Below are 19,200 nucleotides of genomic sequence, written 5' to 3'. Positions count from 1 at the left end.
GCCGAGCGGCCAGGAGGTGACCGATGCCCGAACTGCCGGAGGTCGAGGCGCTGCGGGAGTTCCTGGACGCGGAGCTGGTGGGCCACGAGATCGTGCGCGTGCTGCCCCTCGCGGTGAGCGTCCTGAAGACGTACGACCCGCCGGTGACGGCCCTTGAAGGGCGCGCGGTCACCGGGGTCGCCCGGCACGGCAAGTTCCTCGCCGTCGACGCCGACGGGCTGCACCTGGTCACGCACCTGGCCCGCGCGGGCTGGCTCCAGTGGCGGGACCCGCTGCCGAGCGGCGCGCCCCGCCCCGGCAAGGGCCCGCTGGCGCTGCGCGTGGCCCTGGAGACCGGCGCGGGCTTCGACCTGACGGAGGCGGGCACGAAGAAGAGCCTCGCGGTGTACGTGACGGACGCGCCCGCGGCGCTGCCCGGCATCGCCCGCCTGGGCCCCGACCCGCTCGCCGCCGACTTCACCGAGGAGCGCCTCGCGGAGCTGCTCGCGGGCGAACGGCGCCGGATCAAGGGCGCGTTGCGTGACCAGAGCCTCATCGCGGGCATCGGCAACGCCTACAGCGACGAGATCCTGCACGCCGCCCGCATGTCGCCCTACGCGCGCGCCGACCGCCTCGGCCCCGAGGAGACCGCGCGCCTGTACACCGCCTTGAAGGCGACGCTCACCGACGCCGTGGCCCGCTCCCACGGCCTGGCCGCCGCCCGCCTGAAGTCGGAGAAGAAGTCGGGCCTGCGCGTCCACGGCCGCACCGGCGAGCCCTGCCCGGTGTGCGGCGACACCATCCGCGAGGTCTCCTTCGCGGACTCCTCGCTCCAGTACTGCCCGACGTGCCAGACGGGCGGCAAGCCGCTGGCCGACCGCCGCATGTCGCGGCTCCTGAAGTAGCCGCGCCGGGGCCGGGGAAGAGGCAACCCCGGTCCCCTGTCCCGGGGTTGCCCCACGTCAGCGCGGGCGCAGGGTGAGGACGCGAGCGCCGCCGCGGGCGCGCACCTCGAAGCGGTCGACGTGGGCGAGGCGGTGCGCGGTGCCGCCGCTGACCGCGAGCGCGCGGCCCGGGCCGTGCCAGGTCGTCACCGTCTCCTCGGCGCCGTCGCGCCCCACGGCGACGAGTTCACACACCCGCCGCCCCGCCGCGCCGTCCCGCACCCGGAGGTCGACCTCCGTGCCCCAGGAGCGCTCCCACGCGGTGAGCACGGCGGACATCCGGCCGTGTGCGTCGGTCGCGGCGAGCCGCAGCGGAGCCGGTCCTTCCGGGTGCGGGACCAGGGCCGTGGGCACGGCGACGGCCAGGGCCACGCCCGCGGCGAAGGACCCCAGCCAGCACCTGCGCCGCACCCGCCGCACCCGGCGGACCCGTCCGGCCTCCCCGAGGAGGCGGTCGAGCAGCCGCGGGCCCGGCGCCGGGGGAGCGCCGAGCGGCAGCGCCCCGCCATGGGTGCGCAAAAGACCCGCGGGCAGGGCGAGTTCGTCGAGGCTCGACCGGCACCGGGGGCAGTCCATGAGGTGGTCCTCGAAGCGGAAGGCGTCCGCTCGGTCCAGGACGCCGAGCGCGTAGGCGCCGACGTCGCGATGGGGCTCAGGGGACCTCATGGCGTTCCTTGTCGGTGAGGGGTGTTCCGTGCCCTCTCCCGTACGGATTCGGCCGCCGAATCACTCAACCGGCCGGGGGCGCCCGGCACCGCCGGGCGCCCCCTTCGGCCGGTCAGAACAGCTGGATCGCCAAGTGCCCGAGCGGCAGGCCCAGTTGCCAGGCCGGGGTCCACACCTTGGGTACGTCGTCCTCGCCGGGGCCCGGGCCCGGGCCGCCGGGCACCGCGTCCAGGTCGGGGGCGAGGAGCTCGGTCTCCTCCAGCCAGCGCCAGGCGGCCTCGGCGAGCGCGAGGTCGGGCGCGGGGTCGCGCGCGGCCATGGCGTCGGCGGTGCGGCCGTCCAGGCGCTCGCGCACCCACTCCTGCCAGGGCTGGTCGTGCGCGGTCAGGGACAGCCAGGTCTCCAGCTGCGACACCACGCGGATGCCGGACAGCTCACCCCGGGTGTCCGACAGGAAGATCGTCAGCGCGAGCGCGTCGCGCCCGGCCCGGTACTCGAACGACGTCGGCGGCATCAGATCGCCGGTACGCAGCAGTTCGTCCGCGATGTACTCGGCGTACAGCCATGCCATCGGCACCGTCAGCTCGCCGCCGCTGGGGCCACCGGTGCCGTCCGTGCTCTCGTGCAGCATCACGCTCCGCCTTCCTAGGCTCCGTGTACGCGTCACCGGCTTCTGGCCCCCCACCCGGAACACGGATGAGGCAAGACGATTACTCAACTGGGGTGCTGAGCAAGGCGCTTTGCCGAGCCTTGACCTGCCGTACGGTTTCGTCCCAGGTCGCGAGGCATGTGTTTTTCGGCTCACATCACGCTATGTGGAGGTCCGTTTCAGTGATGCACGCGGCATTGCGTCTTGACTAGCCGTTACATCCATATCTGGATCGACTTGTCGTTTATCACCTCATACGGAAGACAAGCCGATGACACAGCGTACACGGGCCGCGCGGCGCCCCCGTCCCCCTTACCGGAGTCTGACGCTCCTGGCCGCGGCCCTGGTCGGGGCCGCCACCGCCTGCGGGCAGGGGCCGCCGCCCGAGCCGGAACGCCCCCGCGCGCCCGCCGCCAGGCAGCCCTCGCCCGCCCTCTCGGCGGCGGGCGGCAGCACCGGCGCGGCCCGCCCGTTCACCCTCGTCGCCTCCGGCGACGTGCTGCCGCACGCCTCGATCATCCGCAGGGCCCAGGCCGACGCGGGCGGCGACGGCTATGACTTCGCGCCGATGCTGGCCGGCGCCAGGCCCGTCGTCTCCCGGGCGGACCTGGCGATCTGTCACATGGAGACCGTGTACGGCGCGGACGGCGACTACACCGGCTACCCCACCTTCAAGTCCCCGCCGCAGGTCGCCGACGGACTGAGGGCCACCGGCTACGACGCCTGCTCCACCGCCTCCAACCACACCCTCGACGCGGGCGCCCCTGGCATCCGGCGCACCCTGGCCGCGCTCGACGCCGCGGGCATCAAGCACGCGGGCTCCGGCCGCACCGCCGCCGAGGGCCGCGCCCCGGCGTGGCTGCGCGCGGGCGGGGCCAGGGTCGCCCAACTGGCGTACACCTACGGCACGAACGGCATCCCGCTGCCGAAGGGCAGGCCCTGGGCGGTGAACCTCATCGACCCCCAGCGCATCGTCGCCGACGCCCGCGCGGCCCGGAAGGCGGGCGCCGACGTGGTCGTCGTGTCCCTGCACTGGGGCAGCGAATGGCAGGACGCCCCCGACCGCCAGCAGCTCACCCTGGGCCGCCGGTTGACCGCATCGCGGACGGGCGGGCGCCCCGACATCGACCTGATCCTCGGCACCCACGCCCACGTCCCGCAGGCGTACGAGAAGGTCAACGGCGTCTGGGTCGTCTACGGCATGGGAGACCAGATCGCGGGCGACATGATCAACCACGCGGGCGCCCACGACCCGCGCGGCAACCAGGGCACCGTCGGCCGCTTCACCTTCGCCCCGCCCGCCGCGCCCGGCGGCCGCTGGCGGGTGAGCCGGGCGGAGTTCGTCCCGCACTGGTTCGACACGGGCGCCGGACGGGTCGTCAACCTGAACACCGCCCTGGACCGGGGCGCCGACGTGCGCGACGTGCGCGACCGCATCCGCCGGGTGGTGCTGAGCCGGGGCGCGGCCAAGGACGGTCTGACGATGGGGAAGTGAGAGCGGCCCGCCCCTGGGACCCTTCTGGTGCCTAGGGGGCGGCGGCCCTCGCCGCGCGCCGGGGAATTCCAGCCTCAGTGGGGGTTTCGGCCGCCAATCATGGGTAAAGCGGTCACCTCGCCGCCCGGCAGTGGCTATCCAGGAAGGTGGAGCAGCGTCCGGTGCCGCGCCGGTGCCACGTCTGACGGGAGGCCCCCCGGGTGAGTCTGTCGATCAACGTGGCGTTCTTCCTCGCCGTCCTCATCGTGCTGCGCCTGCGCGGCCACACGCTGGCCGGCGGCCGTTCGGACGACCTGCTGATGGTGTTCGTCGTGCTGCTGTTCGTCGTGCTGGTCGCCCCGACCGACTTCGGGGAGTGGGTCCGGGACTCCGTGGGCGGACTCGTCAGCGGCCTCGTGGGCGCCGTCGTGGACCTGGTCACCCCCTGACGGGGCTCACCGGGGCCCGCCGCCCTCGCTCCGGGCCAGCTCCGACCTGCGGTACGAGTAGGCGAAGTACACCACCAGACCGATCGCGAACCACACCGCGAACCGCACCCACGTCTGCCACTCCAGGAACGTGATGAGCCAGATCGAGAAGACCACCCCGACCGCGGGCACCACCGGCATGCCCGGGCAGCGGAACGTGCGCGGCAGCTCCGGCTGCTTGTAGCGGAGCACGATCACCGCGACGCACACCACGACGAAGGCCAGCAGGATGCCGATGTTGGTGAGCTCGGCCGCCTCGCCGATCGGCAGGAAACCGGCGATCGCGGCCGAAGCGAACCCGACGATCCACGTCACGCGCGTCGGCACGTGCCGCGTCGGATGCGTCTTGGCGAACCACTTGGGCAGCAGCCCGTCGCGGCTCATCGAGAACCACACGCGCGTACAGCCCAGCATGAACGTGAACATCACCGTGAGGATGCCGATGATCGCGCCCACCGCGATGACGTCCGCGAGCCCGCCGAGCCCCGCCGCCTTGAACGCCGAGGAGAAGCCGCTCTCCGGGTCGATGTCCTTGTAGTCCTGCATGCCCGTCAGGACCAGACAGGCGAGGACGTACAGGACCATCGAGATGGCGAGCGAGTACAGGATCGCCTTCGGCATGTGCCGCTGCGCGTCCTTGGACTCCTCGGCGGCCGTGGACATGGCGTCGTACCCGAAGACCGCGAAGAACACCGTGGCCGCGCCCGTGAACGCGCCGCTCAGGCCGAACGGGAAGAACGGCGAGTAGTTGCCCGTCTTGACGTGGAAGAAGCCGACGCCGATGACGAGGAGCACGACGAGGACCTTCAGGACGACGACGACCATCTCGAAGCGCGCCGCGTTCTTGATCCCGAGGGTGAGCATGTACGCGATGAACAGACACAGGACCGCGGCGAACAGGTCGACCTTGTGGCCGTCGCCGGTGCCCGGCGCGCCCAGCATCCAGGTGGGCAGCTCCGCGCCCATCTCGTTCAGCAGGAAGTTGAAGTACCCCGAGATGCCGATCGCGACCACCGCCACGATCGCCGTGTACTCAAGCAGCAGGTCCCAGCCGATGAACCAGCCCGCGATCTCCCCGAGCACCGCGTAGCCGTAGGTGTAGGCCGAGCCCGCCTTCGGGATCAGGCCCGCGAACTCCGCGTAGGAGAACGCCGCCGCGGCGCTCGCGACGCCCGCGATCAGGAACGAGATGAGGACCGCGGGCCCCGCCTTCTCGTTGGCGACGGTGCCCGCGAGGGTGAAGATCCCGGCGCCGATGATGCCGCCCACGCCGATCGCGGTCAGCTGCCACAGGCCCAGCGTGCGGGTGAGCTGTGCCTCCGCGCCGCCCGCTGCGGTCTCCGCCGTCTCTTCGATGGTCTCGATGGGCTTGCGCCGCAGGACGCCCTGCCCCATCCGTAGTCCGGCCATGAGCCTCACCTCTCCGCTGGCGGCCGTCGGCTGCTGGCGGATCATGATGGCCCAGGCCCCGGCGGCACGGAAGGCGCCACGCACCCGGCGGGGGCGCGGCCCCGCCACCCGGGCCAGGTTCGCCCGGTCGGCCCTACGGCACGAGGCCCTACGGCACGACGCTCTACGGCACGACCGTGACCGGCCAGCGCCCCGCCTTGACCAGGCGCACCGCGACCGAGCCGACGATGCGGTGGCCCGCCTGCTCGGACGCGCCCACCACGACGGCGTCCGCCGTCAGCTCGTCGGCGGCGCTGACCAGGCCGTTGTAGGGATCGCCGCGGAAGGTGTGGAACTCCCAGCGCACGTCGAATATGCCCTTCACGCGCTCTGTCGCCTCGCGGATCTCGGCGATCAGGCCCTCGGCGATCGCGTCGGTGGTCTCCGCGACCGGCGCGCCGAGCGCCGCCCCCGCCGCGAGCACCGGCTGCACGTACACGACCGCGAGCAGCGCCCGCTGCCGCCGCGCCAGGCCTCCGGCATATGCCGCGGCGCGCAGCGAGGAATCCGAGCCGTCGACGCCGACGACGATCACCTTGGGGCCGTCGGTGCCCCGTTCGAACTGCTGGGACGGCTGCTGCACGGGCTCTTCGGTCACGGCTCCGAGGCTATCGGAGGACCTCGTTCCGTGGTCGGGCGGCCTCCTGGCCGCCGGGCGTTCGACGGGCGGCGCGCCCCAGCTGTTCTTAGAGTCGTGACCATGAGTGCCACCGCGCAGGAGCCCGGCGCCGCGGGCGGCAGGCGCCCCGGCGGCTTCCGCCTCAGCGGCCTCCACCGGGTGCCCGAGGTGTTCGCGGCCTTCTTCGGCACCCTCGGCCTGTTCTGCGCCGTCCTCGCCGTCATCGCGCCCCTGCGGCACCTGCTGCGGCCCGTCATCCGCTTCCTCGACCAGCTCACCGTGCCGGTCAGCCCGAACCTCGCCTACGCCGTCTTCCTCTTCCTGCTCGCCGCGGCCACCGCGGCCCGCAAGAAGGTCGCCTGGTGGCTCGTCGTGGTCTACCTGGGCCTGCTCATCGCCTTCGACGTGCTCGGCGTCGCCCTCGGCTACTGGAGCGAGTCGCTGCCGTCCTTCGTCATCTGCGGGGCGTTCCTGGTCCTGCTGATCTGGGCGCGCGCCGAGTTCTACGCCGACTCGCGGCGCGGCGCCCTGTGGCGGGCCGTCGCGGTGCTCGCCGCCGGGCTCGGCATCGCGATCCTCGTCGGCTGGGGGCTCGTCGAGCTCTTCCCCGGCACCCTGCCGCGCGGCGAGCGGCTGCTGTGGGCGGCCAACCGGGTGTGCGGCGGCCTGCTGCACGGCCACGACTACTTCGCCGGGGCCCCGCCGCGCCCGCTGTTCTTCTTCCTCGGCCTGTTCGGCGCGCTCGCCCTGCTCAATGCCGCTGCCACCCTGTTCCGCTCCCAGCGCATGGAAGCCGCCCTGCACGGCGACGAGGAACCCCGCATCCGCGCCCTCCTCGGCGCCTACGGCGAGGCGGACTCCCTCGGCTACTTCGCCACCCGCCGCGACAAGGCCGTCGTCTTCTCGCCCAGCGGCAAGGCCGCCGTCACCTACCGCGTCGAGGCGGGCGTCTGCCTCGCCAGCGGCGACCCCGTCGGCGACCGCGAGGCCTGGCCGCACGCCATCGGCGCCTGGCTGGACGTGGCCCGCCGCTACGCCTGGGCGCCCGCCGTGATGGGCGCCTCCGAAGACGGCGCGACGGCGTTCGCCCGCGCCGGGCTCGGCGCCCTCCAGCTCGGCGACGAGGCCATCCTGCACGTACCGGACTTCGACCTGGACGGACGCGACATGCGCGTCACGCGCCAGGCCGTGAACCGGGTGCGCCGCACCGGCGCCACCGCCCGCGTCCGCCGCCACGCCACCCTCTCCGACGAGGAGATGGAGGAGATCGTCGACAAGGCCGACGCCTGGCGGGACACCGAGACCGAGCGCGGCTTCTCCATGGCCCTGGACCGGCTCGGCGACCCCGAGGACGGCGACTGCCTGCTCGTCGAGGCCCTGGACACCGAGGGCAGGCTGCTCGCCCTGCTGTCCTTCGTGCCCTGGGGCAGGGACGGCGTCTCGCTCGACCTCATGCGCCGCGACCGCAGCGCCCCCAACGGCGTCATGGAGTTCATGGTCGCCGAGCTGTGCGCCGTCGCGCCGAAGCTCGGGGTGCGGCGGATCTCGCTGAACTTCGCGGTGTTCCGCTCCGTCTTCGAGGAGGGCGCCCGCATCGGCGCGGGTCCCGTCCTTCGGCTGTGGCGCAAGCTGCTGCTGTTCTTCTCCAAGTGGTGGCAGCTGGAGGCCCTCTACCGCTCCAACGCCAAGTACCACCCCGAGTGGTATCCGCGGTTCATCTGCTACGGCGACACCGGCTCCCTCGCCCGCATCGGCCTCGCCTCCGGCATCGCCGAGGGCTTCGTGTCCGTGCCGTCCCTGCGCAAGCTGTGGGGCAAGGGCCACCGGAGCCGCGGCGTCACCAAGCCCGCCACCACCGAGGGGCTGCCGTCCCTCGCCGCGCTCGGCCTCGGCGGCGCCGGCGGCGCCGCCCGCGACCCCTTCGAGGCCCTGCCCGAGCAGATCCGCGTCCGCCACCGCAAGCTCGACCGGCTGCGCGCCCAGGACATCGACCCCTACCCCGTCGGCGGCCCCGAGCGCACCCACGAACTGGCCGCCGTCAGCGCGGACCTGACGGGCCAGCGGGTGACCGTCGCGGGCCGCGTCATGCTCGCCCGCGACTTCGGCGGCGTCGTCTTCGCCGTCCTGCGCGACTGGTCAGGGGACCTCCAGATCGCCCTCACCCGTGACCGCTCGGGCCCCGGCGTGCTCGATGCCTTCACCGCCACCACCGACATCGGCGACCACGTCACCGCCACCGGCGAGGTCGGCCGCAGCGACACCGGCCAGCTCACCGTCTTCGTCACCGCCTGGCAGCTCACCGGCAAGTGCCTGCGCCCGCTGCCCGACAAGCGCCGCGGCCTCACCGACCCCGAGGCCAAGGTCCGCCGCCGCTACCTCGACCTGGTCGCGAGCCCCGGCGCTCGCGACGTCGTGCGCGCCCGCTCCACCGCCGTCCAGGCGCTGCGCCAGGGCCTGCTCGACCGCGGCTACCTGGAGGTCGAGACGCCGATGCTCCAGCAGATCCACGGCGGCGCCAACGCCCGCCCCTTCACCACCCACATCAACGCCTACGACCTGGACCTCTATCTGCGCATCGCGCCCGAGCTGTATCTGAAGCGGCTGTGCGTGGGCGGCATGGAGAAGGTCTTCGAGATGGGCCGCACCTTCCGCAACGAAGGCGTCTCCTACAAGCACAACCCCGAGTTCACGATGCTGGAGGCCTACCAGGCCCACGCCGACTACGACGTGATGCTCGACCTCACCCGCGAGCTCATCCAGGGCGCCGCCACCGCCGCCTTCGGCGCCCCCATCGCCCGCAAGGACGGCACCGAGCACGACATCTCCGGGCCCTGGCCGGTCAAGACGGTGTACGGGGCGATCTCCGAGGCCCTCGGCGAGGAACTCGACGCGGACAGCCCGCTGGAGCGCCTGCACCGCCTGTGTGAGCGCGCGGGCGTGCCGTACACCCCCGACGACGGCCGCGGCGACGTCGTCCTGGAGATGTACGAGCGGCTCGTCGAGGAGCGGACCCAGCTGCCCACCTTCTACAAGGACTTCCCCACCGACGTCTCCCCGCTCACCCGCCAGCACCGCGCGGACCCGCGCCTGGCCGAGCGCTGGGACCTCGTCGCCTTCGGCACCGAACTGGGCACCGCCTACTCGGAGTTGACCGACCCCGTCGAACAGCGCCGCCGCCTCACCGCGCAGTCGCTGCGCGCCGCCGGGGGAGACCCGGAGGCGATGGAGCTCGACGAGGACTTCCTCGACGCCCTGGAGTACGCCATGCCGCCCACCGGCGGCCTCGGCATCGGCGTCGACCGGCTCGTCATGTTCCTCACCGGGCTCACCATCCGCGAGACCCTGCCCTTCCCGCTGGTCCGCCGCCGCTGAGCGGGCCGCCCGCGGCGGCTGGTCCCATCGGGTGCTTTCGCCCGCCCCCGCAGCGTTGCTGAGTCCCCCAGGGGCTTCGGCCATGCGAGGCATTAGTCATGAAAGACGATCAGATGCCTCCGCTGCGCCGGGCGGTGCTGCGCGGCGCCACCGTCCTCGGCCTCGCGGCGGCCACGGGCTGCGTCGGCGGCGAGCGCGCGCACACCCCGAGCCGCCCGCCCGCCAGCGGCGCCCCCGCCGCGGGCCCGCAGGCCGCCCGCGCCCGCAAGCCCTCCATGTACCGCCTGCAGCCCATGGCGGGAGCCGGGCCGCAGCGCGCCGCCCCGCACCGCCCCGCCGTGCGCCGCGCGCCGATCCTGCGCCTTCCGGGGCGGGAGCGGTCCATGGTCCTGTCCTTCGACGACGGACCCGACCCGCGCTACACCCCGGGCATCCTGCGCACCCTCAAGCGCCACGGCGTCCGCGCGATGTTCTTCGTGTGCGGCGAGATGGCGGCGGACCACCCGGACCTGCTGCGGCGGATGGCCGACGACGGGCACGTCATCGGCAACCACACCTGGAGCCACCCCCTGCTGCCCGCCCTCGCCAGGGCCGCGGTCCGCGAGCAGATGGAGCGCACCTGCGCGGTCGTGGACGAGACCGTCGGGGCGCCGCCGCTGTGGTTCCGCGCCCCCTACGGCGCCTGGAACCGGGCGGCCTTCGAACTCGGCGCCGAACTCGGCATGGAGCCGCTCGCCTGGACCGTCGACACCCTCGACTGGCGCACCCCCGGCACCGGCACCATCGTGCGGCGCGTCCTGAACGGCGCGGGCCCCGGCGTCGTGGTCCTCTCCCACGACGCGGGCGGCGACCGCTCCCAGAGCGTCGCGGCCCTGGACGCCTATCTGCCCGCGCTCCTGGACGCCGGATACGGCTTCACGGTGCCCAGCCGCGCCCGCGTGTGACCCTCTGAGCGCGCGGCGCGCCGAGGCCCCCGCCCGCCGGGCCCGGAGCGCGCGCCGGTCAGCGCACCTGGACCAGGCGGGCGAACACCACCACGTTCCCGTCGTAGCCGTTCTGTTTGGAGAAGCCGCCGCCGCAGGTGATGACCCGCAGCTCGGGGACGCCGGTGTCGCCGTACACGCGGTCCCCGGGAAAGTCGTTCTTGGCGAAGACCTCGATGCCGTAGATCTCGAAGACGGCCGTGCGCCGGTCCGCGCGCAGGATCTCGACGCGGTTGCCCTTCTTCAGCGAGCCGAGGCCGTAGAACACCGCGGGCCCCTGCTGGTTGTCCACGTGCCCGACGACCACCGCCGTGCCCTTCTCGCCCGGCGACACCGCCCCGGTGAACCAGCCCGCGAGGTTCGGGTCCTCCGGCGGCGGCGCGTCCACCCAGCCCTCCGCGTCCAGGCCCACCGGCATCACCGGGGCGTCCACGCGCAGCGCCTTGACGCGGACCCGGGCGGCGGCGGAGAAGGTGAGCGGTGCGGGGGCGCCCCGCCGCGCGCTCGGCGCCCGGTCGGCGGCCGCGGCCTGCGCGGGCTGCGGCGGGCCCACGTCGAACTCCCCGGAGCCGTTGCGGATCAGCGCGAGCCCGGTGAGGAGCACCAGCGCCATCACGCCCCACGGCGCGCGCTTGCGCGGCCGCTCCTCCGCGCACTCACCGAATTCCCCGGACTCCCCGGATGCCCTGGATTCCCTGGATTCCCTGGATTCCCCGAACTCCTCGAATTCCCCGGAAGGCCGCTCGAACGGCTGGGACGACGACATTCCCTATCCCCTCTCGACGCGGCGTTGTGGCCGTGTCCGTGGCGCGTACGAAAACGCTAAGTGCAGCGCGCTCGGCGTGCGAAAGGGCGGCAGCGAACGGGTGGCGGCCACGCGGGGTCTGCGCCATCCGAGTCGCCGCTCACGGGAAATTTCTGACGGTCTGTGACCTGCGGTGATATCAGGTCGCATGGACGCTCGTCGGCGTGTTGCCTCACCAGGACGGACGATTGCCGAAATGCGGCTGTACGCACGGCGTCTGAGGGTCTTTCTGAGAGGTGCTCTCGCCGATCGACCGGGGAAGGGGTTTCCCCGGGGCGCCCCTCGCGGAGGAATTCCATGCGCAACTCATCTGCACTAGCGGCCGTCGTCGCCGCGAGCGCCGTCGTCGGGCTCGCCGCGCCGACGGCCGCCGCCTGGGCGGGGCCCAGCAACATCGTCGCCATGCCCAGCGTGATCGCGCGCGGCGGTCAGCTGACCGTCACCGTCGACAGCTGCGAGGCGCCCGGCACCGTCGAGTCACCCGCCTTCCCGAAGACGAACCTGAAGCCCATCCCCGGCGGCAGCACCTCCAGCGCGACCGTCACCGTGCACCACAACGCCCACCCCGGCGCGTACGACATCACGGCGAACTGCAACGGCAAGCCGCTCACCCGGCCGCACGCCTTCACCGTCATCCACGGCGGCGTCCGCGGCGGCATCGGCGGCAGCTCCACCTCCGGGGCGACGAGCACCGACATCGCGATCGGCGGCGGGCTCGTGGCGGCCGCGCTGGTCGGCGGCGGTGTGTTCTGGATGCGCCGCAGGGCGGAGAACAGGGCCTGACCGCACGGCAGGCACACACGGCCGACCGGCCGGGCGCGTCCCCTTCCGCGCCCGGCCGGTCGGCCGTGTGTGCCGTGCCCGCTCCGTCAGTCGTGACCGGCGTCGGGGCGGCGGCGCGTCCAGTAGTACGCCGTGCCGAGGACGCCCGCGATGAGCGCGCCGCCCACCGCGATCTGGTGCCCGTCGAACCCGCCGGCGCTGCCGCCGACGCCCGCGTGGACGCCCCTGGTGTGGTGGGTGCCCGACGGGGAGTGGCCGCCGCCGGTGGCGATGGTGAGGTCGGTGGTGCCCGACTCTTGGCCGCAGGTGAACGTCACCTCGTACATGGCGCCCGGCTTGGCGTCCCAGAAGACGTGCGCGGTGGCCGACGACTGGCCCTTGGGGATGGTGACGTCGTCGAACACCCCGGAGGTCACCTTGGTGGTGTTGTCGCAGCCGTCGACGCTCAGCGTGACCTGGCCGCCCGCGGCGATCGTGGACGGCGTGACGCGGAAGCCGAACGACGTGATGTTCTCGTCGCCCGCGGTCGCCGTCGGCGCGGTGAGGGTCAGGGCGGCGGCGGTGAGCACCGCGGCAGAGGCGACGCGTATCGCGCGCATGATGAATCCTCCGGGTCCCCGAGGAGCAGCCGCGGACCTTCTTCCGCAGACGCCTGATGTGCACCTCGATGCCGTGAACGCTAGATATGCCCCACTCCTCCCGCGATCGCTGTCGTGCGAACGGGGCACGCGTGTGGGCCGGACAGGGGAACGCGACGGCGCGGCGCGGCCGTCGGGGGCCGTGGATGTGTCAGGGCGTCAGGCCGGTGCGGGCGGCCAGCCACGAAAGGTGCCGCTGGAGTCCGGGGCGCCACACCCGCCAGCTGTGGCCGCCGGGCAGCTCGCTCAGCTCGGCCCTCATCCGCGCCTTCTTCGCGGCGGCGTAGACCTTGAGCGCCTGCGGCCGGTACGTCGTGTCGTCGCGCCCCGCGACGAACACGGCCGCGGTGTCGGGGAACGTCTCGCGGGCCAGCACGTCCAGCGGGTTGACCTTCCCGAACGCGGCCTCGTCGCCGCCGAAGGCCGCGTCGACGGTCTTCTTCCTGCTGCCGAGCGTCGGCTCGTCCTGCCCGGAGATGTCGAGGAAGGAGCCGAACCGCCCGGGCGCGTTCACGGCCATCTGCAGCGAGCAGGTGCCGCCGTTGGACAGGCCGGAGATCGCCCAGTGCTCCCGCCCCGACGCGACCTGGAGACGGGCCTCCGCCCAGCGCGGCACGTCCTCGGAGAGATAGGTCTGCACGTCGCCGAGGCGCGAGTTCAGGCACAGCGGGTTGTCGAAGGAGCCGCCGAGCGGATCGACCACGAGGACGACCGGCGCGAGCCCGGCGTGCGCGGCGGCGAAGTCGTCCATCATCCGCGGCAGCTGGCCGGAGGTGATCCAGTCCGCCGGGGATCCTGGCTGGCCCGCCATCAGCACCAGCACGGGCAGCGGCGGCCGCGGTGACGCCCGGTAGGCGGGCGGCAGATAGACGTACGCCTCGCGCGCGTCGAAGTGCGACCTGGTGCCCGGGATGGGCGTCTTCGACACGGTGCCCTTGGCCGGCAGGTCCGGCGGCGGGCGCCAGACCTCCGAAAGGGCCTTGCCCCGCTCCACCTGGAGCATCGGCTCCTTCGCCCCGGCGGCCTCCTTGAGGCTGACGGTGTCCTGCGGGCCAAGGAGGGTCCGCGCGGTCGGATAGCTGTCGTAGTGGATGTTGACCTCGTTCAGGCCGAGGACCAGCACGAGCGCGCCCGCGACCAGCGCGCAGGCCCGGCCGCGCCAGCGCGCCGCCGGCAGCCGGAACAGGGCCAGGCACACCCCGAGGAGCGCCACGCCGATCCACACGACGACATCGGTCGGCAGCGCGTCGGGGAACGGCTGCCACCAGTCGTCCACGACCACCGGCACCAGGAACGCGAGGAGCGCGGCCACGGCGAGCGCGGCGGGCAGCAGCCGTGTCCACCAGCGGCGCCGCCGCGAGCACAGCAGCACGGTGAGCCCGAGGGCGCCAAGGACCCGCAGCGTCACCGGAACCGCGCCGTCCACCAGCGACCAGTCCAGCGGCCCCGCCCCCAGTACCACCGCCCGTACCACCGCCCGCTCCACGCGCACCCTCCTCCCGCCGCTGTCGCGGGGCCGGGCGCCAAGACCGGCCCCGGTCCGCCGTCCCGACCAGAGTGCGCTGGTCGCGGCCGCGCCGCAGCGCGGGCGCGGGCCGGGGCAGGCCGGGGAGGGGGGCGTGCGGCCATCCGGGTCACACGGCGTGTGATCGCCGCGCACGCACTGGCCCGCCGCACACACTCCCCGAACGCCACCGGGACGGGTTTCATGACGCATATGCCGCACGGATGGCGCACGACGGGGGACGGCGGGGGCATCCGTGCGGCGGGGGCCACCGGACCTTCCCCTGCGCCGGTGGCCCGGCGCACGGCCGGGCGGGACCGGAGTCCATGCCTCCCAGCTGGACGGTCCGGCCCGGCGACCCCCGCCGCCACGGGTCGGCCACCGCGCGTGACTGGCCGAAGGGGCGCTCTTGATCACCGCCCCCCGCGCCGTCGATCCTGGCGCCGGGCGGCCGTCGGGGCCGTTCGTCCACGAGGCGCGAGGGAGCGGCTGTGAGCGAGGACGTGACCGACACGGGCAAGGTCGAGGACGCGACGCGTCGTTATTACGACTCCAAGGACGTCGACGCCTTCTACGACGCCGTATGGGGCGGCGAGGACATCCACACCGGCATCTACACCCGCGAGGGCGAGCCCATCGCCCGCGCGTCGCGGCGCACCGTGGAGCGCGTGGCGGACCGGCTCGGCGGCCTCGGCCCCGGGCGCAGGGTCCTCGACCTCGGCTCCGGCTACGGCGGGACCGCCCGTCACCTGGCGGAGAGCTTCGGCTGCCAGGTCGTCGCCCTGAACCTCAGCGCGGCCCAGAACGAACGCCACCGCGCGGCCAACGTCCGGCGCGGCCTCGACTCCCTCATCGAGGTCGTCACCGGCTCCTTCCACGACGTGCCCTACGCCGAGGGCCACTTCGACGCCGTGTGCTCACTGGAGGCCTTCTGCCACAGCGGCGACAGGACCCGGGTCCTCAGCGAGGCCGCCCGCGTCCTCAAGCCCGGCGGGGCGCTGGCCTTCACCGACATCATGGCCGACGAGAAGGCGCCCGCCGACGCGCTGCGCCCGGCCGTGTCCCGGCTCGGCGTCGAGGCCCTGGCGACCCCCGGCTTCTACCGGCGCTCCCTCACGGACCTCGGCCTGACCGAGGTGGAGTTCGCCGACCACAGCGACCAGCTGGTGCCGCACTACGTCCGGCTGACCGAGGAGACCCGCGCCCGCGAGGCCGAACTGCGGGGCGTCATCAGCTCCGCCTACCTGGACCACCTGCTCGACAACCTGCCCCTGTGGGCGGACGCCGCCCGCGGCCGCTATCTGCGCTGGGGCGTCTTCAGCGGACGCCGCCCCTAGGAGGCGCGGTCCGGCAGCGCCGGACGGGGGGTCAGAACGCGCGTGAGGATGTCCTCGACCTCGGTGCGGCCCGGCGGCTGCGAGGTGGCCAGGCCACGCAGGGTGAGCCCGTTCATCGCCGCGACGGCCGCGCGGGCCGCGCCCGCGTCGACATAGGGGAGCAGAGCGCCCACGGAGGCCTCGTGGTACAGGTCGGCGAGGGCGCGCAGGGCGGGGCGCCGCAGGGCCGCCAGATAGAGCTCGAGCTCGACGACCTCGTAGTCGCGGTTGGGGCCGAAGCAGCCCATGAGGGCGTCGGTGAGCAGCACCACGAGCTGGTTGGTGGTGAGTTCGGGCCGCTGGGCGACCCAGTCGCGCAGCATCGCGGCATAGCGCTCGTACGCCCGCCGCAGCGCGGCCTCGATCAGGTCGTCCTTGGTGGCGAAGTGGTACGTCGTCGCGCCCAGCGGCACGCCCGCCTCCTCGGCGACGGCCCGGTGCGTCAGCCCTTCGAGGCCCCGCGCGGCGATGACCCGCTCGGTCGCCTCGGCGATCTCCGCGATACGGCGTGCGGGGTCCCGGCGGCGGCGCGTGGCTGACGGGGGAGTGGGCATGGGGCGGGCTCCGTGCGGGGTCGGCGGCAAGGGCTGGGATTCTTACGGTACATCCGTACTGTACTTGGGGCAGGGGCGCGGGGGCTTCCGGCGTGACGCGTGCGGGGCCCGCCCCGGTGGGGAGCGGGCCCCGCGCGCGAGTCGGGGGCGTCAGCCGCCGATGCCGGGGAACAGCAGCTCGAAGGGTTCCGAGGTGGCGGCGATGCCCCGGCTGTAGGGGGCGTCGAAGTCCCAGATGAGGAACAGCAGGAACGCGATCAGCGCGGAGAACAGGCCCGCGAGGACGAGTTCGCGGGCGGTGCGGCGGATCTGGAGGGCGAAGATCAGGCCGACCGTGACCAGGCCGCCGGTGATCAGGCCGAACCAGACGACGCCCGGCATGGTGGCCTCGGCGCTGTCGCCGCGGGCCCCGCGGGCGTCGGCGGCGATAGCGACCTGGTCGATGAGGGGCTGATAGGCCTGGGCCTCGAAGTCGGACTTGGGCTCGTAGTCGGTGACGTCGTGCCGGACCTTCGTGAGCAGCGCGGCGCCGCGGTCGGTGAGTTCACCGCTCTTGGACATCTCGTCCCACTCGGTGGTCACGACATGGCCGACATACGCCCTTACGTCGCTGCGGATGCGGTCGCGGACCTCCGAGGGGTAGACGCGCACCCGCTCATGGACCTCGTGCAGGGCCTGTGCCTCGGCGCGGACGTGGTCCTGGGCGGCGCTGCGGGCCTCCCAGACGCCGGCGATGGCGAGTCCGAGGACGATCGCGTAGACCACGCCGATCATCATCGTCATGTACTCCATGACGTCCGGTGTTTCCGAAACGTCATAGTCCGCAGGGGTTCGCCAGTGCCACAGGACGACGACGAGCAGGACGACGCCGCACGCGGCGGCCATCGCGAGGGCGAGAACAAGCCATTCCGTCAAGGGTTCCTCCGGCGGTCAGCGCGGCCGCAGCGCGGCGACGGCGAATACCGCGGGCGCGGTGATGAGCAGGGTCAGGGAGACGAGGGAAGGACCGCCGCGCGGCTGCTGCCGGCGCGTCGGGACGCGGTACGCGGGGTAGTGCACGGGTTTGGGCGCGGGCTTCGCTTCCCGGGGCGAGGGCTTGGGCTTGGGCGGTGCGGGCCTCGGCGCGGGCGGAGGCGGCGGGGGCGGTGGGGGAGGCGGGGCGGGGGCGGCCCGCGACGGCGGTGGCGCGGGCGCGGGCGGCGGGGGTGCGGGCGGGACTGGCTTCGGCGGTGGGGTGGGCTTGGTCGCCGTGGGCCGGGGCGGTGTGGGCGTGGGCTTCGGCGGCGTCGGCTTGGGTGGCGTGGGTTTCGGTGGTGTCGGCTTCGGCGGTGTCGGCTTCGGCGGTGTGGGGGTCGGCTTGGGCGGTGAGGGCGTCGGCTTGGGCGGTGTGGGCGTGGGCTTCGGCGGCTTCGTGGGTGGCGGTGGCTTGCATCCGCCGCCGCCCGCGTGAGCCGTCGCCGTCCCGCCCGGGCCGGTCGACGCGAACGCGCAGGCGTCCGCGGGCACGGCGGCCGAGCCCGCGGGGGCGGCCACCAGCAGGGCCAGCGTGAGCAGCGCGAACAGGCGTGTGACGGGCGTGAGTACACCCCTAGGGCATCCGGGCACGACGCAGATGATGAGGCACATGTCCCTCGCGCGCGGGCAGTACCGGCGCGTAATAGATCGAAGGTGGGATCAACCGCACGCGGGTTCGCGCCCCCTGTGCGAACGACCGCCCCCTCGCGGGTCGCACACGCCGTCAACCGCGCGCCCGCCGAAGAAGTGGGGCGCGCGGGGCGCGCAAAGAATCTTGAGGCCGGGTTGAACACGGCGGCACGTCCCGCGCGTACCTAGGGCCATGTGTGACGCGAGTGGCCGTCACCCCAGCCAAGCGACAGCGGGAGTTAAAGATGAAGACCTGGCGGAGCGCCTCGCTCGTAGCGACAGCTGCGGCCTTCCTTGCGCTGACGACGGCGTGCGGTCAGGACAAGGGCGAGCAGTCCCCCAAGGGCCAGAACGTGGGCAACGAGGCCCCCGCCAAGAAGGACGGCGCGGGCGACGGCTACGGCTCGGACGACGGCTACGGCTCCGGCGAGGGCGGTGAGGCGGGCGGCGCGGGGCAGGCGAAGTCCGCCGGGCAGCTGGCGGTCTGGGACAGCAAGAAGCTCGGCAAGGTCCTCACCGACAGTGCGGGCTTCACCCTGTACCGCTTCGACAAGGACACCGCGCAGCCGCCGAAGTCGAACTGCGACGGGGCCTGTGAGCAGGCCTGGCCGGTGGTGGCCGCCAAGGGCGCGGTCGCGGCCCCCGGCGTCGACAAGTCCCTGCTCGGCGAGGTCACCAGGACCGACGGCACCAAGCAGCTGACCGTCGACGGCTGGCCGGTGTACCGGTACGCCAAGGACGCCAGGCCCGGTGACGCGAAGGGCCAGGGCGTGGGCGGCACCTGGTTCGCCGCGGCGCCCGACGGCAAGAAGGCCAAGCCCGGCGGCGCGGGCGCGGACACCGGCGACGGCGCCGCGCGCCCCGCGGACCTCGCCGGTCTCTCCACCCGCAACGACCCCAAGCTCGGCGAGATCGTCGTCGACAGGAACGGCATGACCGTCTACCGCTTCACCAAGGACTCCGCCTGGCCCATGAAGTCCGCCTGCACCGGCGCCTGCCTGAAGAAGTGGCCGGTCGTCGAGCCCGTCGCCAAGAACGACACCAAGGGCATCCTGAAGAAGGGGTTCGTCGTCTTCGACCGGCCCGACGGGCGCAAGCAGCAGACGATCGACTGCTGGCCGCTGTACACCTTCGCCGGGGACAGGAAGCCCGGCGACACCAACGGCCAGGGCGTGGGCGGCACGTGGTTCGCCGCCGCCCCGAGCGGCAAGGCGGTGGGCGCCACCCAGTAGGGGCAAGGCCCCGGCGGCGCGGCCGAACCGGCCCGGTCCTT

At 73.6% G+C, this 19,200-nt stretch carries 19 protein-coding genes; 9 read left to right on the top strand and 10 right to left on the bottom strand.

The window, feature by feature from the left end; all coding sequences use genetic code 11:
• The first annotated feature begins 23 nt into the window (after positions 1–23).
• On the top strand, positions 24–884 hold the full coding sequence (locus AC07A4_RS22775) for an Fpg/Nei family DNA glycosylase (protein ID WP_478601510.1): 861 nt from the start codon (positions 24–26) through the stop codon (positions 882–884).
• 57 nt (positions 885–941) lie between these two features.
• Here the strand turns inward: AC07A4_RS22775 and AC07A4_RS22770 are convergent, their stop codons facing one another.
• Positions 942–1,589 carry a zf-HC2 domain-containing protein gene (locus AC07A4_RS22770; RefSeq protein ID WP_478601508.1) on the bottom strand — a complete coding sequence of 216 codons (648 nt, stop codon included), beginning with the start codon at positions 1,587–1,589 and terminating at the stop codon, positions 942–944.
• Between the two features lie 112 nt (positions 1,590–1,701).
• Positions 1,702–2,220 (bottom strand): hypothetical protein, encoded by a 519-nt coding sequence (locus tag AC07A4_RS22765; RefSeq protein WP_478601707.1) that lies wholly within the window; start codon positions 2,218–2,220, stop codon positions 1,702–1,704.
• A gap of 289 nt (positions 2,221–2,509) precedes the next feature.
• Between AC07A4_RS22765 and AC07A4_RS22760 the strand changes: the two genes are divergently transcribed.
• Both AC07A4_RS22760 and AC07A4_RS22755 read left to right on the top strand, forming a co-directional pair.
• Positions 2,510–3,733, top strand: a complete 1,224-nt coding sequence (locus AC07A4_RS22760) for a CapA family protein (RefSeq protein ID WP_478601506.1) — start codon at positions 2,510–2,512, stop codon at positions 3,731–3,733.
• A gap of 200 nt (positions 3,734–3,933) precedes the next feature.
• The gene (locus tag AC07A4_RS22755) at positions 3,934–4,161 is read left to right on the top strand and encodes a hypothetical protein (RefSeq protein ID WP_478601504.1); all 228 of its coding nucleotides are present in this window, start codon (positions 3,934–3,936) and stop codon (positions 4,159–4,161) included.
• 6 nt (positions 4,162–4,167) lie between these two features.
• On the opposite strand, the gene AC07A4_RS22750 is transcribed toward AC07A4_RS22755, so the two are convergent.
• Together AC07A4_RS22750 and AC07A4_RS22745 are read right to left on the bottom strand one after the other, a co-directional pair.
• Positions 4,168–5,610, bottom strand: a complete 1,443-nt coding sequence (locus tag AC07A4_RS22750; protein WP_478601502.1) for an amino acid permease — start codon at positions 5,608–5,610, stop codon at positions 4,168–4,170.
• A gap of 163 nt (positions 5,611–5,773) precedes the next feature.
• Positions 5,774–6,247, bottom strand: coding sequence for a universal stress protein (locus AC07A4_RS22745; RefSeq protein WP_478601500.1), 474 nt, complete (start codon positions 6,245–6,247; stop codon positions 5,774–5,776).
• Positions 6,248–6,349: 102 nt separating this feature from the next.
• Here AC07A4_RS22745 and lysX point away from each other — a divergent pair, with 102 nt between their 5' ends.
• Positions 6,350–9,640, top strand: a complete 3,291-nt coding sequence (gene lysX / locus AC07A4_RS22740; protein ID WP_478601498.1) for a bifunctional lysylphosphatidylglycerol synthetase/lysine--tRNA ligase LysX — start codon at positions 6,350–6,352, stop codon at positions 9,638–9,640.
• 98 nt (positions 9,641–9,738) lie between these two features.
• Entirely contained in the window at positions 9,739–10,584 is an 846-nt protein-coding gene (locus tag AC07A4_RS22735; RefSeq protein WP_478601496.1) for a polysaccharide deacetylase family protein, read from the top strand.
• A 58-nt stretch (positions 10,585–10,642) separates the two neighbouring features.
• On the opposite strand, the gene AC07A4_RS22730 is transcribed toward AC07A4_RS22735, so the two are convergent.
• Positions 10,643–11,236, bottom strand: a complete 594-nt coding sequence (locus AC07A4_RS22730; protein WP_478601705.1) for a class F sortase — start codon at positions 11,234–11,236, stop codon at positions 10,643–10,645.
• Positions 11,237–11,725: 489 nt separating this feature from the next.
• Here AC07A4_RS22730 and AC07A4_RS22725 point away from each other — a divergent pair, with 489 nt between their 5' ends.
• Positions 11,726–12,211, top strand: coding sequence for a hypothetical protein (locus tag AC07A4_RS22725; protein WP_478601494.1), 486 nt, complete (start codon positions 11,726–11,728; stop codon positions 12,209–12,211).
• 86 nt (positions 12,212–12,297) lie between these two features.
• Here the strand turns inward: AC07A4_RS22725 and AC07A4_RS22720 are convergent, their stop codons facing one another.
• Both AC07A4_RS22720 and AC07A4_RS22715 read right to left on the bottom strand, forming a co-directional pair.
• A complete protein-coding gene (locus AC07A4_RS22720; RefSeq protein ID WP_478601492.1) occupies positions 12,298–12,810 on the bottom strand; it encodes a hypothetical protein in 513 nt (170 codons plus the stop codon).
• Between the two features lie 190 nt (positions 12,811–13,000).
• Positions 13,001–14,335 (bottom strand): alpha/beta hydrolase, encoded by a 1,335-nt coding sequence (locus tag AC07A4_RS22715; RefSeq protein ID WP_478601490.1) that lies wholly within the window; start codon positions 14,333–14,335, stop codon positions 13,001–13,003.
• A 509-nt stretch (positions 14,336–14,844) separates the two neighbouring features.
• Here AC07A4_RS22715 and AC07A4_RS22710 point away from each other — a divergent pair.
• Positions 14,845–15,690 (top strand): SAM-dependent methyltransferase, encoded by an 846-nt coding sequence (locus tag AC07A4_RS22710; RefSeq protein ID WP_478601488.1) that lies wholly within the window; start codon positions 14,845–14,847, stop codon positions 15,688–15,690.
• Here AC07A4_RS22710 and AC07A4_RS22705 read toward each other — a convergent pair.
• The 3 genes from AC07A4_RS22705 to AC07A4_RS22695 form a co-directional block, all read right to left on the bottom strand.
• Complete coding sequence (locus tag AC07A4_RS22705; RefSeq protein ID WP_478601486.1) at positions 15,687–16,283, bottom strand: TetR/AcrR family transcriptional regulator; 597 nt, start codon at positions 16,281–16,283, stop codon at positions 15,687–15,689. The two genes, AC07A4_RS22710 and AC07A4_RS22705, sit on opposite strands and share 4 nt — an antisense overlap.
• A gap of 150 nt (positions 16,284–16,433) precedes the next feature.
• On the bottom strand, positions 16,434–17,198 hold the full coding sequence (locus tag AC07A4_RS22700; RefSeq protein ID WP_478601484.1) for a bestrophin-like domain: 765 nt from the start codon (positions 17,196–17,198) through the stop codon (positions 16,434–16,436).
• 15 nt (positions 17,199–17,213) lie between these two features.
• Entirely contained in the window at positions 17,214–17,342 is a 129-nt protein-coding gene (locus tag AC07A4_RS22695) for a hypothetical protein (protein ID WP_478601482.1), read from the bottom strand.
• Between the two features lie 211 nt (positions 17,343–17,553).
• Here AC07A4_RS22695 and AC07A4_RS22690 point away from each other — a divergent pair, with 211 nt between their 5' ends.
• Both AC07A4_RS22690 and AC07A4_RS22685 read left to right on the top strand, forming a co-directional pair.
• Complete coding sequence (locus AC07A4_RS22690; protein ID WP_478601480.1) at positions 17,554–17,733, top strand: hypothetical protein; 180 nt, start codon at positions 17,554–17,556, stop codon at positions 17,731–17,733.
• Between the two features lie 439 nt (positions 17,734–18,172).
• Complete coding sequence (locus AC07A4_RS22685; RefSeq protein WP_478601478.1) at positions 18,173–19,159, top strand: SCO0930 family lipoprotein; 987 nt, start codon at positions 18,173–18,175, stop codon at positions 19,157–19,159.
• Positions 19,160–19,200: the final 41 nt, after the last annotated feature.

Source organism: Streptomyces sp. NPDC043996 (genome assembly GCF_056435225.1).
This window is presented reverse-complemented; position numbering and strand designations above follow the sequence as displayed.

Coding starts and splice junctions, on each gene's coding strand:
- AC07A4_RS22765 (WP_478601707.1), bottom strand. CDS start 2,220: ATGCTGCACGAGAGCACGGACGGCACCGGTGGCCCCAGCGGCGGCGAG.
- AC07A4_RS22720 (WP_478601492.1), bottom strand. CDS start 12,810: ATGCGCGCGATACGCGTCGCCTCTGCCGCGGTGCTCACCGCCGCCGCC.
- AC07A4_RS22730 (WP_478601705.1), bottom strand. CDS start 11,236: ATGGCGCTGGTGCTCCTCACCGGGCTCGCGCTGATCCGCAACGGCTCC.
- lysX (WP_478601498.1), top strand. CDS start 6,350: ATGAGTGCCACCGCGCAGGAGCCCGGCGCCGCGGGCGGCAGGCGCCCC.
- AC07A4_RS22705 (WP_478601486.1), bottom strand. CDS start 16,283: ATGCCCACTCCCCCGTCAGCCACGCGCCGCCGCCGGGACCCCGCACGC.
- AC07A4_RS22750 (WP_478601502.1), bottom strand. CDS start 5,610: ATGGCCGGACTACGGATGGGGCAGGGCGTCCTGCGGCGCAAGCCCATC.
- AC07A4_RS22760 (WP_478601506.1), top strand. CDS start 2,510: ATGACACAGCGTACACGGGCCGCGCGGCGCCCCCGTCCCCCTTACCGG.
- AC07A4_RS22770 (WP_478601508.1), bottom strand. CDS start 1,589: ATGAGGTCCCCTGAGCCCCATCGCGACGTCGGCGCCTACGCGCTCGGC.
- AC07A4_RS22685 (WP_478601478.1), top strand. CDS start 18,173: ATGAAGACCTGGCGGAGCGCCTCGCTCGTAGCGACAGCTGCGGCCTTC.
- AC07A4_RS22735 (WP_478601496.1), top strand. CDS start 9,739: ATGAAAGACGATCAGATGCCTCCGCTGCGCCGGGCGGTGCTGCGCGGC.
- AC07A4_RS22775 (WP_478601510.1), top strand. CDS start 24: ATGCCCGAACTGCCGGAGGTCGAGGCGCTGCGGGAGTTCCTGGACGCG.
- AC07A4_RS22725 (WP_478601494.1), top strand. CDS start 11,726: ATGCGCAACTCATCTGCACTAGCGGCCGTCGTCGCCGCGAGCGCCGTC.